General features: G+C 38.2%; 17 protein-coding genes. 5 read left to right on the forward strand and 12 right to left on the reverse strand.

All coding sequences use genetic code 11. The features are described 5' to 3' along the window. The first annotated feature begins 178 nt into the window (after positions 1-178). Positions 179-1,474 carry an IS30 family transposase gene (locus FHY60_RS13625; protein WP_139904066.1) on the forward strand — a complete coding sequence of 432 codons (1,296 nt, stop codon included), beginning with the start codon at positions 179-181 and terminating at the stop codon, positions 1,472-1,474. Between the two features lie 315 nt (positions 1,475-1,789). Here FHY60_RS13625 and FHY60_RS13630 read toward each other — a convergent pair whose 3' ends face one another. Beyond that, a complete protein-coding gene (locus FHY60_RS13630) occupies positions 1,790-2,428 on the reverse strand; it encodes a redox-sensing transcriptional repressor Rex (RefSeq protein ID WP_139905540.1) in 639 nt (212 codons plus the stop codon). Between the two features lie 316 nt (positions 2,429-2,744). Here FHY60_RS13630 and FHY60_RS13635 point away from each other — a divergent pair, with 316 nt between their 5' ends. After that, positions 2,745-4,661 carry an ABC-F family ATP-binding cassette domain-containing protein gene (locus FHY60_RS13635; RefSeq protein WP_139905541.1) on the forward strand — a complete coding sequence of 639 codons (1,917 nt, stop codon included), beginning with the start codon at positions 2,745-2,747 and terminating at the stop codon, positions 4,659-4,661. Between the two features lie 60 nt (positions 4,662-4,721). Here FHY60_RS13635 and FHY60_RS13640 read toward each other — a convergent pair whose 3' ends face one another. The 11 genes from FHY60_RS13640 to FHY60_RS13690 all read right to left on the reverse strand — a co-directional run bounded on the left by FHY60_RS13640 (position 4,722) and on the right by FHY60_RS13690 (position 14,107). Then, positions 4,722-6,119: a S1C family serine protease gene (locus FHY60_RS13640; protein WP_139905542.1), complete on the reverse strand. Its 1,398-nt coding sequence runs from the start codon at positions 6,117-6,119 to the stop codon at positions 4,722-4,724. Positions 6,120-6,290: 171 nt separating this feature from the next. Continuing rightward, on the reverse strand, positions 6,291-6,623 hold the full coding sequence (gene hisE, locus FHY60_RS13645) for a phosphoribosyl-ATP diphosphatase (RefSeq protein ID WP_139905543.1): 333 nt from the start codon (positions 6,621-6,623) through the stop codon (positions 6,291-6,293). A gap of 194 nt (positions 6,624-6,817) precedes the next feature. Next, positions 6,818-7,141, reverse strand: a complete 324-nt coding sequence (gene hisI, locus FHY60_RS13650; RefSeq protein WP_139905544.1) for a phosphoribosyl-AMP cyclohydrolase — start codon at positions 7,139-7,141, stop codon at positions 6,818-6,820. A gap of 3 nt (positions 7,142-7,144) precedes the next feature. Further along, positions 7,145-7,906 (reverse strand): imidazole glycerol phosphate synthase subunit HisF, encoded by a 762-nt coding sequence (gene hisF, locus FHY60_RS13655; protein WP_139905545.1) that lies wholly within the window; start codon positions 7,904-7,906, stop codon positions 7,145-7,147. A 19-nt stretch (positions 7,907-7,925) separates the two neighbouring features. Further along, the gene (hisA, locus tag FHY60_RS13660; protein WP_139905546.1) at positions 7,926-8,633 is read right to left on the reverse strand and encodes a 1-(5-phosphoribosyl)-5-[(5-phosphoribosylamino)methylideneamino]imidazole-4-carboxamide isomerase; all 708 of its coding nucleotides are present in this window, start codon (positions 8,631-8,633) and stop codon (positions 7,926-7,928) included. Next, positions 8,630-9,235, reverse strand: coding sequence for an imidazole glycerol phosphate synthase subunit HisH (gene hisH, locus FHY60_RS13665; protein WP_139905547.1), 606 nt, complete (start codon positions 9,233-9,235; stop codon positions 8,630-8,632). Before hisH ends, hisA begins: the two co-directional genes overlap by 4 nt. 13 nt (positions 9,236-9,248) lie before the next feature. Then, positions 9,249-9,836 carry an imidazoleglycerol-phosphate dehydratase HisB gene (gene hisB / locus FHY60_RS13670; RefSeq protein WP_139905548.1) on the reverse strand — a complete coding sequence of 196 codons (588 nt, stop codon included), beginning with the start codon at positions 9,834-9,836 and terminating at the stop codon, positions 9,249-9,251. Beyond that, positions 9,833-10,888, reverse strand: coding sequence for a histidinol-phosphate transaminase (gene hisC, locus FHY60_RS13675; protein WP_139905549.1), 1,056 nt, complete (start codon positions 10,886-10,888; stop codon positions 9,833-9,835). Before hisC ends, hisB begins: the two co-directional genes overlap by 4 nt. Beyond that, on the reverse strand, positions 10,888-12,174 hold the full coding sequence (gene hisD / locus FHY60_RS13680; RefSeq protein ID WP_139905550.1) for a histidinol dehydrogenase: 1,287 nt from the start codon (positions 12,172-12,174) through the stop codon (positions 10,888-10,890). The genes hisC and hisD overlap by 1 nt, the downstream gene beginning before the upstream one ends. Before the next feature lie 35 nt (positions 12,175-12,209). Beyond that, on the reverse strand, positions 12,210-12,851 hold the full coding sequence (gene hisG, locus FHY60_RS13685; protein ID WP_139905551.1) for an ATP phosphoribosyltransferase: 642 nt from the start codon (positions 12,849-12,851) through the stop codon (positions 12,210-12,212). Continuing rightward, positions 12,848-14,107 (reverse strand): ATP phosphoribosyltransferase regulatory subunit, encoded by a 1,260-nt coding sequence (locus FHY60_RS13690; RefSeq protein WP_139905552.1) that lies wholly within the window; start codon positions 14,105-14,107, stop codon positions 12,848-12,850. The genes hisG and FHY60_RS13690 overlap by 4 nt, the downstream gene beginning before the upstream one ends. Positions 14,108-14,315: 208 nt before the next feature. Here FHY60_RS13690 and FHY60_RS13695 point away from each other — a divergent pair, with 208 nt between their 5' ends. From FHY60_RS13695 to FHY60_RS13705, 3 genes are all read left to right on the forward strand, one after another. After that, positions 14,316-14,996 (forward strand): zinc-ribbon domain-containing protein, encoded by a 681-nt coding sequence (locus tag FHY60_RS13695; protein WP_139906466.1) that lies wholly within the window; start codon positions 14,316-14,318, stop codon positions 14,994-14,996. 99 nt (positions 14,997-15,095) lie between these two features. Further along, a complete protein-coding gene (locus FHY60_RS13700; protein WP_139905553.1) occupies positions 15,096-16,133 on the forward strand; it encodes a M42 family metallopeptidase in 1,038 nt (345 codons plus the stop codon). A gap of 272 nt (positions 16,134-16,405) precedes the next feature. Next, complete coding sequence (locus FHY60_RS13705) at positions 16,406-17,449, forward strand: IS1595 family transposase (RefSeq protein WP_139905554.1); 1,044 nt, start codon at positions 16,406-16,408, stop codon at positions 17,447-17,449. Positions 17,450-17,476: the final 27 nt, after the last annotated feature.

Genomic DNA, 17,476 nt, shown 5'->3' on the forward strand with positions numbered 1-17,476 from the left:
TTTATTAATTTTCTTTAATTGCAAAAGTAAATTCCACCTCTCTAGGTGGTAAGAGTGGATTTTAATTCTACAAATATGAAAGAGTATAGAGAGTGGAATTTAGTAATACAAAATATTATTATATTGATATATGCGTCATTACAGTAATCCTTGCTTGGTAAGGAAGGAGTTTTTCATTATGGCTAAATTCAAACACTTTACGTTAGAGGAAAGAGTCTCTATTGAAATAATGCTTAAAGCCTCCCTTTCTTTCAAAGCAATAGCCCGAGAGCTTGATCGAGATTGTACAACCATTTCCAAAGAGGTTAAAAATCATATCATGTACAAGCGAACAGGTTCTTACGGTAGACCTTTTAACAACTGTATTCATCGTTTAACTTGCAACCATACATATCTATGTGAGAAATCACATTGTAGAATTCGACGCTGTCGCTTTTGTTCAGATTGTTCAAAATTCTGTTCTGATTACAAAGCATATACTTGTCACTTACTCTCTAAGCCACCTTATGTGTGCAATGGATGTGCTAGCCTTACAAAATGTACTCTGGAGAAAGCAATCTATAATGCTTCCTATGCCCATGATGAATATGTACTTCGTCGTTCTGAGTCACGAAGCGGCATAACTATTTCTGAGGACGAGATTAAACGTCTTGATAAAATCATAACCCCACTCATTCAAAGAGGTCAATCTATACACCATATCTGCGTTAATAACAGAGACCTTATCATGCATAGTGAAAAATCAATCTACAACTATATTGATTACAATCTTTTCTCCACAAAAAATATTGACCTTCCAAGAAAAGTTGTTTATCGTCCAAGAAAAAAGCTTAAAAATCATTTTAAAGTGGATAAGTCCTACAGAATTGGACGCACATATCAGGATTTTCTTGAATTCATGAAGGAAAATCCTGATACTCCAGTAGTTGAAATGGATTCTGTTGAAGGTACTAAAGGTGGTAAGGTGTTGCTCACTATCCATTTCGTTGATTCTCAGTTTATGCTTGCTTTTATTAGGGATGCAAACACTTCACGTTCCGTCATAGATATTTTCGAAAATCTTTATTTGGAACTGGGGCCTGACACTTTTCTAAAACTATTTCCTGTCATTCTAACTGACAACGGCAGTGAGTTTACAAATCCAAAGGCTATCGAGTTTGATAGGCAGGGAAACCGCATAACACGCATCTTCTACTGCGACCCTTCAGCGCCATATCAGAAAGGTGCTGCAGAAAACAACCATGAATTGATCCGGAGAATTGTTCCTAAAGGCCAGAGCTTCAACTCATTTCAACAGAAGGATATCTCATTGATGATGAGTCACATTAATTCTTATTCAAGAAAAAAGCTGAATGACCAGTCTCCATACTCGGTATTCAGCTTCCTTTACGGCGCTAAAACGCTCGCAAAGTTGGATTCAGAACTCATCAAACCAAATGAGATTATCATGAATCCGAGTTTATTAAAATATTAACCTACTCAAGCAGGGATTACCGCTGGCGCTTAAGTTAAAACTTTTTCAATGGGTGGAATTTACCTTTGCAAAAAAAACGGAAAATATTCACCCTTTGTTTGCTATACCCAAAATCAGCTGAAATCTGCTTGAGCTACTTAAATTATACCTCATTTTTGTCTAAAATAAGCAAAAAATTACTCTTATAACCAAAAATCTTATCTAGTATCGATTTTACGGTGGAAGTTAATTCTACAAAGTGGAAGTTAACTTTTCAATTCACCCTTTATTAATTTTTTTAAAATTTGCGTTAATAGTTTAACATGCCGACAATTTTTATTCTGATTCTTTCTCGTTCAATAAGTAGGTTAAGGTCAACAAGCTTTCACTTAAATGAACATTCTCCACTATTACATTTTCTGGAGTATTAAGATCAACCGGTGCAAAGTTCCATATTCCCTTTACTCCATTGGCTACAAGCATATCACATACTTTTTGTGCATTTATTCTTGGAACACAAATTATTCCTATGTCTATGGGATTACTTTTCAGAAAGTCCTGCATACTATCGATATCATGTATTTCTACATCTCTAATTCTCAAGCCGATAAGCTTCGGATTAGCATCAAAGATTGCCTGGAGTTTAAAACCTAAGGTTGAAAACCTGGTATAGTTTGCAATGGCCTGACCTATGTTTCCTGCACCTATGATTACAGTCTTATACTCTTTAGTTAGTCCTAGGATCCCGCTTATTTGATTATATAGTTCCTTAACGTTATAACCATAGCCTTGCTGACCAAAATCTCCAAAACAGTTCAAGTCCTGTCTGATTTGCGATGCAGTAAAACCTATCTTTTCACTTAAGTCCTTGGATGAAATTCTATCAACGTCATTATTTAACATTTCACGAAGATATCTGTGATACTTTGGCAGTCTCTTTATCACCGCCATTGAAATATTCTTTTTTCTTTCCATAACACACCTCTTTACATATAGGATAGAATAGAATAGTATATTTAACTTTGTTATAATTTTCATTATTGGAAATATACTTATAGAACAATGCAATAATTTTTCCTACCAAATTATTATCATACAAAAACACCTATAAAGTCAAGGCTAGACGCAAAGTTTACATACTATTCATTATGACCTTTTGTATCGAATAATTACATTATTCATTAGTAAATAATTATAAAGTTGTTAAACTCACTTATTAATATTATAATTATAAAGGGTTTTATACCCTGTAATCGTATGTGAAAAAATATCCTAAAGGAATGATAGATAAATGATAGTAATGAGTTGTAAAAATATACACAAGAGTTACGGTGTAGACGTAATACTGGAGGACATAACCTTTAACATAAACGAAGGTGATAAGGTTGGTCTTATAGGAGCTAACGGAGCCGGTAAGTCCACCTTATTCAAAATATTGACAGGGCAGCTGTCACAGGACAGCGGAGAGGTCTATATAGACAAGGGAAAGACCATTGGCTACTTGTCTCAGCATCTCTCTTTGGACAGTACCAGTACAATTTATGAAGAAGCTCTAAAGGTTTTTCAAGATTTGATTAATTTAGAGAAAAAGATGGCTGACTTAGAAGAAAAGTTAAATGAACCTTATGATGCTTCCAAAGAAGATTATCACAATAGAATAATAAGGGAATACACCACCACTTGCGAACTTTTAGAAAAAAGAGGCGGCTATACTTATAAGGGCGAGGTTCACCGTGTACTTACAGGTTTAGGCTTTACCGAGGAAGACTTTTCAAAGAACATAAATATTCTAAGCGGAGGCCAAAAGACAAGGGCTGCTCTTTGCAAGCTACTGCTTACAAAACCAGATATAATTTTGCTGGATGAACCTACGAACCATTTGGATTTAAACGCCATAGAGTGGTTGGAAGATTATCTTAAAGCCTACAAAGGAACCATAGTGGTCATATCCCATGACAGATTCTTTTTGGACTCTGTAACCAATGCAACTTTTGAACTGCTCCGCGGCAAGATGAAATGCTATAATGCCAGCTATACAAAGTTTATTGAGCTGCGTAAGAAGGATTACGAGGTCCAGTTAAAGGCTTATAAGCTCCAGCAGGCTGAAATAAAAAGACAAGAAGAAATTATCGAGCGTTATCGGTCTTATAACCGTGAAAAGAGTATAAAGGCTGCAGAAAGCCGTGAAAAACAATTGGCAAGAATGGAGCGAATTGATGCTACTGTTACCGATGAAAGAGGTGCAAAGATTTCCTTTGAAGCCATGATAAAGAGCGGCAATGATGTTTTACATGCGGAAAGGCTGTCTAAAAGCTATGGGGATAAAACCTTGTTTACCAATGTGGCTTTTGATATAAAGCGTGGAGACAAAACTGCTTTAATCGGTGAAAACGGAAGGGGAAAAACTACTTTATTTAAAATAATTTTAGATAAGGTTAAACCCGATACCGGTTTTGTCTATACCGGCAAAAATGTTCAACCTGGCTACTATGATCAGGAGCAATCTGACCTTCATGAAGATAAGACTGTAATAGATGAAGTTTGGGATGAGTTCCCCAATATGACCACCACAGAGCTCAGAAATGCTCTGGCAGCCTTCTTATTTACCGGAGATGATGTGTTCAAGATTATTTCTACCCTAAGCGGCGGTGAAAAATGCAGAATAAATCTGTTAAAGCTTATGCTTTCCAAGAACAATCTGCTGCTGTTGGATGAGCCCACTAATCACTTAGACATCATGTCCCGTGAAGCCCTGGAGGACGCCCTCATAGATTATGATGGTACCTTGATAGTAATATCCCATGACAGATATTTTCTGAATAAAGTTATAAACAAAATATATGAGCTTAATATAGACGGAATCAAGGAATACCTGGGCAACTATAACTACTATGTAGAAAAGAAAAAAAACACCCGCCATTTTGAAGAACTTGAGCAGTTGGAAGGCGGTATGACAAAGACCAAGCTTCAGGAAGAAAGAAGGAAAAAGAAGGACTTGGAGAAGGCTCAAAAAGAACAGGCCCAAAGGGTTAAAAATCTTGAAGCCTTCATAGCTAAAAAGGAAGAGAACCTAAGAGAGCTCAATGATAAGCTGTGCCTTGAAGAAGTTTACTCAAATCCTGAGAAGAGTCAGCAAGTTCATAAACAGATCAGTGAACTGGAAAGTGAAATTGAAAAACTGTATGAGGAATGGGAAGAGCTTGTTTAGTTGTTCTCTCTCTCCATATATATAATGCGGTGGCTGCTAACAGCCCCGCATTTTTTATCTTTAGCTTTCTCTTAAAGTAAGCTCTAATTCCTTATACTTTCCGTTTCTATATACCTCTATCTTAACCACATCTCCGGCATTAAGCTTAGACTTTAAGGCATTTATTTCTGCTATAGTCTTTACCTTTTGTCCGTTAAACTTTGTAATGACATCACCGGGACGAAGACCAGCCATTTCTGCTGGACTAAATTCCTGAACACTCTGAATATAGGCCCCTTCAACTAAGTTATTTGCTTTAGCTGTAGCAGCATCTATATCTCTTCCGGATATACCTATCATCAAAATCGGCTTTGATAAGTCCGGAATTTGCTCCTTAACTAGATCAATTGGAATTGCAAAGCCCATTCCGTCTACACTATTTGTACCTGTTGTATCAATCTTAGCTGTATTTATTCCAATTACCTGTCCTCTTGAATTTAAAAGCGGTCCACCACTGTTACCATTGTTTATAGCTGCGTCAGTCTGGATATAAGGTACATTTGAGTCTCCAAGGTTTCTGTTAACGGCACTTATTATACCGCTGGTTACTGATCCCAAGAATTCCTTTCCAAGAGGATTTCCTATAGCAACAACAGTCTCACCAACTTGTAGGCTGGAGGAATTACCAAGTTCAACTACACCGGGCACTTTGATATCTTCTGCAATCTTAACTACGGCAATATCCTGAGAAGCATTGTAATTTACTACCTTTGCGTTTACTTCCTTACCGTTGTTTAGTATAACCTTAACGTCTTGAGCACCGGATATTACATGGTAGTTTGTTAGTACATAGCCCTCTTCATTTATAATCATTCCAGACCCGATACCCTCTGAAATCCTTTCATTTCCGAACCAATCTATTCCGGCCACACTCTTAACTGATACACCAACAACCGCCGGTCCAACCTTTTTAACTATTTCAGTTATAGTTAAGGCCCCTTCTTCCGGTGCTGTTGTAGTTGGATGAAGGTCATAAGGTACTGAATTTACAGCACTGTTTTCAGCAACACTCTTATACAGTGGAGTCTGCTCGAATAATGTAGTATTGGGTAAAATATAGAAGGCCGCTCCAAGTGAAGCACCGGCTCCAATGGTTGCACATATTACACCTGTCAAAATATAAGACATGGCCCTTCTAAAGCCGCCTCTTTTCTTCTTTGGTCTCTGTTGTACATAAGCACTATAGCTTACATCTACCGGTGTTGTATAGTTCATGTTCTGGGTGTTGCTATTTGCAGCGTTAAAGGTATAGCCATTTCCCCCTTGGTTATATTGTCCGTAGCGGTTGTATCCATTGCTTGCATTTAAATTACCTTCATTTTGATTATAGCTTTCATTATTGTTTTGGTTATAATTCTGGTTATAGTTTTCATTATTATACGAATTATTATTTTCATTGTTGTTTCTGTTGAATTCCATACTATTACCTCCTCTATATTGCTTGTTCCACCATTTATTTTATGTACTTATAATAAACTGTCTTTGTGACAGTTTGGTGTCAAAATCATGACATTTTCATGTCAAAATTAAAATTTTAACCCATAGTATACAAAAAAAAGTGGATTACTCCACTTTTTAAAATATCGGCCTTTACAGCACTGTCACTTCAGCTTTTTCTGCTTTTTTATTACCTATCTTTTGCCGCCTTTTTTCTAGTTCTGCTTCTATTTCATTTAATTCTATTTCTTTTTGGGCCATGAGAACCAGGATATGATAACAGAGATCACATATTTCTGTGACTGTTTCCACTTTATCCTTATTTTTTGCTGCCACAATTACCTCTGTGGATTCCTCCCCTATTTTCTTTAATATTTTATCTAAACCACTCTTGAAGAGGTAGTTTGTATAAGAGCCTTCCATGGGGCAGGCTTTTCTTTCTTGAATCACCTGATATAGAGCTTGTATTACATTCTCAGTCATGATATTCTCCTTTCAAATATATTTGTGATAAGACTTCAATTTTGCATCATGCGGCTTTGTTTTAAGAAACAGTTGATTGACAAGCTTCCTGTAATTTTGCCATCAACTGTTCTTTAAAACAAAGCATTATATTGTCATTTTGTCTAACCCACGTAGGCTGCCATTGTCGTCCTAACATCAGTCATAATTTTATTAGCTCACTGATTGAATCTTCTATAAAAGCAACTGAAACTGCCGGTATGACAAGCCGGGCCTATTTGGTCTACCAATATCAATAATGTATCCTGGTCACAATCTATAAAAATATCTTTTACATATTGAAAGTGCCCTGAGCTTTCACCTTTATTCCAAAGCTTTTGTCTTGACCGGCTCCAGAACCATGTCTTCCCCGTTCTCAATGTGAGCCTTATTGATTCTTCATTCATATAGGCAAGCATTAACACTTCTTTTGATTGGTAATGCTGTACAATGGCCGGTATAAGTCCCTCGGCGTTATACTTTAGATTTTTTATCTCAGTCATATGCTATCTCCTTACCGGTATGTTTTTTTTATGCAAGTACTCTTTTACCTCTTTCACTGTCAATTCTCTAAAATGAAACAAGGAGGCCGCCAGTGCAGCATCCGCCTTAGTTTCTTGAAATACTTGGGAAAAGTGATCAAGGCTGCCGCACCCTCCGGAGGCTATCACCGGAATATTCACGGTTTCTGTAACAGCCTTAGTCATGGCAATATCAAAGCCATACTTTGTTCCATCTGCATCCATGCTGGTCAGAAGTATTTCACCGGCCCCCAGCCTTTGCACTTCTCTTACCCATTCCAGTAGATCCAAGCCGGTGTCAATTCTGCCGCCATTGATTACAACGTTCCAGCCCCTGCAGTCTTGGCGCATTCTACCATCCACCGCCACTACCACGCATTGGCTTCCGAACTTATCTGCTGCTCTGCTGATTAGATATTTGTCTCTTACAGCTGCAGAGTTTATGGAAATTTTATCCGCCCCAGCCCGAAGGATTTCTTTGAAGTCTTCCACATCCCGGATGCCGCCGCCAACGGTAAGAGGTATAAAGACCTTTTCCGCAGTCCTCCTGACGACCTCCAGTATGGTGCCTCTCCCCTCATGGGTGGCTGTAATATCAAGAAAAACCAGTTCATCTGCCCCCTGTTCATTGTAGTACTCAGCGATTTCCACCGGATCTCCTACATCCCTCAAATTTACAAAGTTAATTCCTTTAACCACTCGGCCCATATTTACATCTAAACATGGAATAATTCTCTTAGTAAGCATCTAAACTCCCTACTTTCCATTAAATTTTCAGTGCCTCAGCCAAGGAAAGAGTGCCGTCATATATGGCTTTTCCGGTTATAGCTCCATAGATCTCCATAGCCTTCAAAGCTTTGATGTCTTCTATGTCCTTAATTCCACCGGAGGCAGTAATTTTACAGCTTACCTTTTCTTTTAATGCCGCCAGCTGCTGAAGATTAGGTCCCTCCAAGGTTCCGTCCCTGCTTATATCAGTGAAAATTATATTGTCTACACCGATGTCCTCCATTTTAAGAGCAAAATCTATATAGTGGACATCACTGGTGTTCAGCCAGCCCTCTATGGTGACTCTTCCATCTTTTGCATCTATTCCCACAGCTATGTGCTTTCCAAATTCTTTAACCGCTTCCACCACCATTTTGGGATTTTTCAGCGCCGCACTGCCTAAGATTACCCTGCTTATGCCCCGGTTTATAAGCTTGTCTATTGTCTTTAAATCCCTAATGCCTCCGCCAAGTTCTACAGGTACATTTATTACCGATACAAGCTTCACAATAACTTCTTCATTGAAGGGATAGCCCATCAGGGCACCGTCCAAATCCACCATGTGAATGTATTCTGCACCGGTTTCCTGAAAACTTTCTGCCACCTTCAAGGGGTCTTCTCCCACTACGGTAGTTTTGGAAAAATCCCCTTGGTAGAGCCTCACACATCTTCCTTGTCTAATATCTATAGCCGGAATTATAATCATTTAACCAACTCCCCGAAGTTTCTTAAGATCTTCATTCCTATACTTCCGCTCTTTTCCGGATGAAATTGAGCTCCAAATACATTTCCCCGGCTTACTATTGCCGGCACTTTAATTCCATAAATAGAAAAGGCATTTAAGTTCTGAAGATTCTCCAGCTCTACATAATAGGAATGAACGAAATATACAAAATTGCCCTCTTCAACTTCCTTCAGAAGAGGACACTGCTTGGCCAGATATAAATCATTCCACCCCATATGGGGAACTTTTAAGCTTTCATCCAGTTTTAGAACCTTTCCCTTAATCAGGCTTAGGCCTCTACATTCACTAACCTCATAACTTATATCGAAAAGCAGCTGCATCCCCAGGCATATTCCAAGAATTGGCCTGTTTTCTCTTGCAAATTCCTTGATCAGTAGGTCTAGTCCGTTGCTAATTATATTTTTCATGGCATCAGGGAAGGCCCCAACCCCCGGCAGTATCAGGCCTTTTGCTCGTGAAAGTTCTTCCCTGTCACTGCTTATGAAAGCCTCATAGTCTAAAGCTTCAAAAGCCTTTTGCACGCTCCTTAGATTTCCCATGCCATAATCTACAATACCTATCAAAACCATTCCTCCTCTACAGCATCCCTTTTGTAGACATTACACCCTTAATATTTTCATCAATAGTTACTGCCTTCCTCAAAGCTCTTCCAAAGGCCTTGAAAATAGCTTCTATTTTATGATGACTATTTTTGCCATACATTATCTTAATATGGAGGGTTATTCCTGCATTGTATGCTAAGGCCCTGAAAAATTCCTCTACCATATCAGTATCTAACTCCCCCACTCTATCAACAGTGAACTCTGCATCAAAGACCAGATAAGGACGACCGCTTATGTCCAAGGCCACGAAGGCCAAAGCCTCATCCATAGGTGTGTAAGCCGTTCCATATCTTTTGATTCCGGCCTTATCTCCCAGGGCTGCTTTTATACAGCTGCCTAAGATTATACCTGTGTCTTCAACGGTGTGATGGCAGTCCACCTGTAAGTCACCCACAGCTTTTAAGTCTAGATTCATTCTTCCATGGACAGCCATCAGATGGAGCATATGATCAAAAAAGCCAATGCCGCTGTCTATATTACAGGTTCCGTCACCGTCTAAATTTATGGTCACCTTTATATCTGTTTCCTTTGTCTGTCTGGATTGGGTTTCAATTCTACTCATAATATTTCCTCCAGTGCAGCTAGCAGAGCATCATTTTCTTCTCTTGAACCGGCATTTATCCTTAAGTTTTTGCCAAAAAAGCGTATTCCTATAGCCTTCTCCTTAAGGCTCTCATATATTTTCTTTGCCTCTGAGGATTTTATATATACAAAGTTTGATTTTGTGGGATATATCTGAAACTTCTCACGGCCTACTCTCTTCTGTAATTCTACTAACCTTTCATACAGATAATCTCTTTCAGATATAATCTTCTCCACATTACTTTTAATAAGCTCCGGATGCCTCAGTATAACTGCAGCAGCTGCCTGGGACAAGGCATTCACATTAAAAGGTGTCTTGACCTTTTTGAAGTTTTCAATGATTTTTTCACCAGCAATAATAAACCCTACTCTTGCCGCCGCCAAGGACATAGCTTTTGAACAAGTTCTCATCACTGCTAGATTTTCGAACTCAGTTATGCAGTCTATTACAGTCTCTCCGCAGAATTCAAAATATGCTTCATCCACTACTACTAAAGCATCAACCTTATCTACTATATAAAGAATTTCTTCCCGCGAAATAGTTCTACCCGTAGGGTTGTTGGGAGCAGAGAATATTATCAGCTTTACATCTTCGTCCTTAGCCAGCCTAACAAAGTCCTCTATCTTAAATTCCAGTTCCTCTCCCAAGTCATACTCTAGTACATAAGCCCCCATTAAGGAGGCAAAAAACTTGTACATTGAGAAATCAGGCTTTAAGGTAAGTACTGCATCTCCACAATCCAAAAATCCATTGATCAGTATTTGTATGATCTCATCAGAGCCATTGCCCGCCAAAATATATTTAGGATCTATGCCGCAATACCGACCATAGAGCATACATAATTCTGTAGAATCCGTATCGGGGTACCTGTTAAACATTACATTATTAAGTGCTTTCCACAGGTCTGTCTTAAGCTCTTCCGGAAAAGCTAAAAAGCTTTCATTTGCATCTAACCTTACACTATAGTTGGTTTTATCTACCACATAGGGTTTGATCTTGATCAACTTTTCACTTATATTAAGCTTCCCCATCACTTTAGCCTCACTTTGATAGAATTGGCATGGGCAGTCAGGCCCTCTACTTCTGCCAGCTTAATTGCTTCATTGCACACTTTCTTCAATGCTTCCTGGGTGTAATATAGGAAGCTGGATTTTTTTATAAAACTATCTACTGAAAGAGGTGAGAAAAATCTTGCGGTACCACTGGTTGGCAGCACATGATTAGGACCTGCTATATAGTCTCCCAGAGGTTCCGGCGCATACTGTCCTAAAAATATTGATCCTGCATTTTCAATTTGACCTAGATACTTCATTGGCTCTTGTACCATAAGTTCCAGGTGTTCCGGTGCCAATTCGTTAGCTATTTCAATGGATGCCTTTAAGCTGTCAGTAACTATGATAGCACCATAGTCTTCAATGGAACTTTCAATGATTTCTCTCCTGCTCATAGTTTTTATCTGTCTATTTAATTCATCCCTAACCTTGTAGGCCAAGTCTAGGGAATCAGTAACCAGTATTGCTGAAGACAGTACATCGTGTTCAGCTTGGGACATCAAGTCTGCAGCCACAAATTTAGGATTGGCATCCTTGTCTGCTACTATGAGAATTTCACTTGGGCCGGCAATCATATCAATATCTACATATCCATAGACACTTTTCTTTGCAGTGGCCACATAAATATTACCCGGCCCAACAATTTTGTCCACTCTTGGTATAGTTTCCGTACCATAAGCCAGAGCCCCTATAGCCTGAGCCCCACCAATTTTATAGATCTTATCCGCGCCGGCAATTTTTGCTGCAGCCAGAATGTTGGCATTGACCTTTCCGTCTCTTGAAGGGGGGGTTACCATGACAATATTTTGTACTCCTGCAACCTTAGCAGGTATTACATTCATCAATACAGAGGATGGATAAGCCGCTGTGCCTCCCGGTACATAGAGTCCTACAGTTTTAAGTGCCCTGACGTTTTGTCCTAAAAGCACTCCGTCTTCCTTAGCCGTAATCCAAGAGCCCTGTTTTTGCTTTTCATGATAGAACCATATATTTTCTTTAGCAGTGTTCAAAGCTGCCAGGAACTCCTTGTCCACTGTTTCCAAAGCTTCATTGATCTCTTTTTGGCTCACTAAAAAATCCTTAATACTTACCCCATCAAATTTAAGTGTGTAATCCGTCAGTGCTTTATCCCCAATTTTTTTTACATCTCTTAGAATTGATTCCACAACTCTGTATACTTCCTGCTGAATTTCTTCACTTCTGTTTTTCAAATTCTCTATACATTGCTTTTCTATATTTCCATCAGACTTTATAATTTCAATCATTGCTTATGCCCCCTTACAATTTATATCCCCAAATTCTATTGCTTTTGTCTTTCTACGTAATCCTGTATCCTATTTATCAGTGCTTCTATCTCCTCCTTTTTCATCTTTAGACTTGCTACATTGACTATAATCCTTGCGCTTATATCACATATTTCCTCCAACACTACCAATCCATTCTCCTTTAGGGTAGTACCGGTTTCCATAATATCTACTATGGCATCTGCCAAACCAAGGATAGGCGCAAGTTCTACTGAACCCTCAATCTTAATTATCTCTACATCCAGTCCCTTCTCAGCAAAATATTTGCGGGCCACTTCCGGATACTTTGTAGCAATTTTCTTTTGATTATAACCACTGTATAGGTTTATGCCCTTCTTAGACGCAACTATGAATTTACATTTACCTATTTTTAAATCTACTACTTCGTAATAGTTTTTCCCGGCCTCCATCAATGTGTCCTTACCTACAATTCCTATATCAGCCACCCCATGTTCAACATAGGTAATCACATCATTGGCCTTTGCCAAGAAAAAATCCAGGTTATTTTGTCCTTGATGAAATACAAGTCTTCTGCCCTTGTGCTTAAGCTCGCTGCAGTCAATACCTGCCCCCTCAAATATCTCAACAGCACCGGTTTCCAATCTTCCTTTAGTTAAAGCAATCTTTAAATTTTTCATGGCTGCCCCTCCACCAATGTGAATTTATCCCTTACCTTTCTTTCAAGGTTATAAATATACACTTCTTCAGTGCCTTCTATAAAAAGTACCTCTTTTATCTTTCTCTTTGCTGCATAATCAATGGTTTCTTCTTCTGCTGAGAAAAGGGAAAGCTCTGTCCTATATCCCTTGGACGTTATATATTCCAGAAGTAAATTGGCCCTAGCTAGGCCTTTTGTATCGCTGTGAATTATATAGTCCGGTGTTATTGACTTGCCTATTTTGCTGTTTTGCTTTCTTAGCACATCTAATATTCTGTCTACATTTATGGCAAAGCCAGTAGCTGGAACATCCAGGCCGAAATTGCTTACCAGGCCGTCATATCTGCCCCCATAGAGGACGTCATCTCCTGCGCCTTCAATATAAGCTCTGAATATAAGACCGGTATAATAATCAATGTTGTGGACCATACCTAAATCCAGAGAAACATACTCACTGATTCCCATACTTTCCAGCATATAATATATGGCTTCTATATTTTTTAAAGCCTTCTGGGCCACTGAGCTTCCTGTGAGCTCTTTTGCCCTTTCAAGCACACTGATGTCTCCAAATAGTGCCGGCAGACTGTTTATTACCTCTATATTTTCTTTTCCCAGCACAGTCTCCTTACTTTGTAAAAAGTCTTTCAATGTTGCATAATTTTTGCCTTCGATGAACTTTCTTATCTTTTCTTTCTCCTCTTGCTCCAGCTTTAATTCATCCATGATTCCCTTGAAAAATCCAATATGTCCAAGCTCTACCTTAAAGTTTTTCACCCTGACAGCCAGCAAGGCCTTTATGGCAGTTACTATCACCTCTAAGTCTGCTCTCAGTTCACTGCAGCCTATTATTTCTGTACCGGATTGAGTAAATTCATTTCTCTTTCCGTTTAAATCTTCATTGGTACGGAAAACATTTTGACAGTAACAAAGCTTTAAGGGATAAAAGCTGTCCTTCAATTTTGTACCTGCCAGCCTAGCTGCCGGAGTGGTTATATCAGGCCTTAATACCAGTATCCGCCCCTTATTGTCAAAGAGTTTATACATCTTTTCCTGATCAATCCAAACATTCTCACCATCAAACACATCATAAAACTCCAGGGTTGGAGTTATAATCTCTAAAAATCCTCTATCTATATATATTTTCTTTAATACTTCTTCAACATATCTCTTGTTTGCGCAATCCTTAAAAAGTAAATCTCTTGTACCATCTGGAATGTTCTTTTTCCACTTCCCCATATTCCCCCCCCACTTATACTTCAACACTTTACTATGTTAATATACTAAAATATTATCAATTCTATACTCACTTGTCAATGTAACCTCCTATTAAATTAATCATAATTCCAAAATAATACTATAAATTATTGAATTTTTTATGATATGATGTGATAATAAATATATGATGATATAATACATATATATACTAGAATCAAGGAGGAATTATATGTTCTGTACAAATTGTGGCAGTCAAGTGGCTGATAGTTCAATTTTTTGTACAAATTGTGGTGCAAAAATTCAAAACAAACAAGATCAATTAAGCACAAATACAGGTTCTGATTTTGGCCAGCCAAACACTCAGAACTATACTGGGCAACCTTATCAAAGTCAAACTTTTGGTGGACAGCCTGTTATGGCTCATAGCCGCATTGGAATGAACGCCCCTAAAAGTAAGACTCCGTTATTTATTGCTATGGGTGCTGCCGGTGTTGTTGGCTTAGTGATTATTATCTTTATATTTAGCAGGCTTTTAGGTGGAATTAACTCTTCTCCCGAAAAAGTTGTAAGAAATTTCTTTAAGGCCGTCTCCACTCAGGATGGTAAGTTGATGTTGAAAACAATATATTTTGAAAATGAGGAGGAACGTCAAGATTTCCAAGATGATATAGAAGATACTGAAGAGGAATTAGAGAATCTTGATGAAATGCTCAAGGATGAACTGGGTAAAAACTGGATCAATAAATTAGATATCGAGGCTGGCAAGACAAAAAATGTAAATGGCCAAACTGTTGTGACTGTTGAGGTTACTGCTAATGTTGACGATGAAGATGAAACTCTGAGTATAAAGGTTATCAAAGAAAACGGCAAGTATTATATAGACCCTGTCAGCTTAAATATGCTATATTGATAAGAAACAATCGGTAATTAACCTTACCGGTTGCTTTTTATTATACATTTTTTTCTGTTGTAGTATCATAAGCACATAAATTATAAGAGGAGTGATAACATGAATTTTAATAGAGATAGATTTTTGCATTACCTCAGGAATCTCATTGCCATTGGTAGTCCATCCGGCTATACCCACAAGGTAATGAAATACGTAGAAAGTGAACTCTCAAGCTTAGAAGTTCCCTACACAGTTACAAATAAAGGGGCCATAGTGGTGTCCTTTGAAGGAGAAAACAAGGATTATCAGAGAACCTTTTCCGCACATGTGGATACCTTAGGAGCAATGATAAAATCAATAAAATCCAACGGTGCCCTTTCTTTTGTGCCAATCGGAGGATTTTTAATGGCTTCTGTAGAGGGGGAAAATTGCGTCATAGAAACCCAAAGCGGTAAGACTTTCAGCGGCACAATCCAAAGTACAAAGCCCTCTGTCCATATCAGTGGCAGCGACGCTACTGATTTAAAAAGAGTTCCTGAGAATATGGAAATTATCTTAGACGAAAAGATATTCTCTAAGGCAGATGTGGAAAACTTAGGAATTAATGTTGGTGACTTCGTATGTATTGATACTAGGTTTACTGTCACAGAAAACGGCTTTATTAAGAGCAGATATTTAGACGACAAGGCTAGTGCTGCTGCTCTGCTGCACTGCATTGAGCATATAAAAACTAACAATTTAACTCTTCCCCACACCGTTAACTTTTTCATAAGTAACTATGAGGAGGTTGGCCACGGTGCTACCGCCGGCATTCCGGAGAACACCAGGGAGTTTATCGCCGTAGACATGGGTGCTCCCGGTTTAGACCAAAATTCCTCAGAGTATTCTGTATGTATTTGCGCTAAGGACTCCTCCGGCCCCTATGACTATGATTTACGTTCAAAACTTATAGATATCTGCATTAAGGAGGAAATCCCCTACAAAGTTGATATTTATCCCTTCTACGGTTCCGATGCCTCTGCAGCTCTTAGAGCGGGCTGGGATGTAAAGACCGCCCTCATAGGCCCCGGCGTTTTTGCTTCCCATGGCTATGAGAGAACTCATATGGAGTCACTGGAAGCCACCACAAGGCTTGTATTGAATTATTGCTGTAAATAGTTTTTAAAAATCCAGTATAATACTGGATTTTTTTCTTTGTACAGGTTGTTCCTTTGTTGGTATGCCTTGGTGGTGAATTTTCAGCATAAGGCTTTGTTTTAAAGAACAGTTGATGGTCTATAAGTAGACAAGCTATTCATGAAATATATCATAAATATCACTTAAATTAATATTTTTATGATTAAACTCCTCATTTTTAGTCAAGAATCTAGATATCGAATTTGCGTTTGGAAGCCCACTTGTTCCCATATTCTTATCTAGAGGTGATTAAATTGTCTATATTTATTAGAATCTTATTTGAATTAATTAAAATTATGGATCTCAAACAGCTGATTGAGCTAAAAGATAGTATATTTGAATTGAATACCCAATTGTCAGAAGAAGAATTCATATCATCAATTAGTAACCACAGTACCGGTGAAGGAAAGGTGTCTTGTCCTCATTGCGGCAGCCAGTACATAGTTAAATATGGTCTTAATGCTTTAAAAAATCAGCGATATAAGTGTAAGGATTGTGGAAAGCACTTTTGCAATAGAACCAACACCCCAATGAGTTACAGCAAAAAGCCCTTGGAGTACTGGTATCAATATTTCAAGTTGATGTGCAGTACCAATACAATAAGGCATTGTTCCTCCGAACTAAAGATAAATATAGCCACCGCCTTTCAGTGGAGACATAAAATCCTTAATTCATTAATGCCCATGCTTCCAAGCAAACTTAAAGGCATCGTTGAAATTGATGAAATTTTCTTCATCGAAAGCTTTAAAGGGAATCATTCAAAGAATTGGAAGTTTGAAATGAATCGACCTGCCATAAAGCGAAAACTCAGCTTAAGTCAGCGCATGGATATCAATAAGGTTTCAGTGCTTTGCTGTAGGGACAGGCAAGAAAGTATGTTTACAAAGGTAGCTGATACTTGTAAGACAAGATTTCCAAACATGCTTTCACTACTTAGTGATAAAGTTACTGCCAAGTCAACTCTTTGTACCAATAATAATATGTGCTACATACCTCTTGCTAAAAAGCTTGACTGCAAGCTTTATAAGATGAGAGATTGGAGAGAAGTTAAGGAAGGACAATACCATATACATAACGCCAGTAGTCTAGGCCGTTATATAAAGACCAATATTCACTTTAAGTTTAGAGGTGTTGCAACAAAATATCTAAACTTCTATTTGTCATGGCTTCAATGGCTGGAGGGGACAAAGAATAAAAAGATATATGTAAAACTTCTCGAAATTATATCTATATGCCTTTTTAGCAATCATAAGCTTAGGGTATATGAGTTTGTTAATCTTTGTCCACTACCACAATAGGTTGTACAGTTTGCACAAAAAAAGTTT

This window comes from Clostridium thermarum (assembly GCF_006351925.1).
In the GTDB taxonomy this organism is placed as follows: Bacteria; Bacillota; Clostridia; order Clostridiales; family Clostridiaceae; genus Clostridium_AU; species Clostridium_AU thermarum.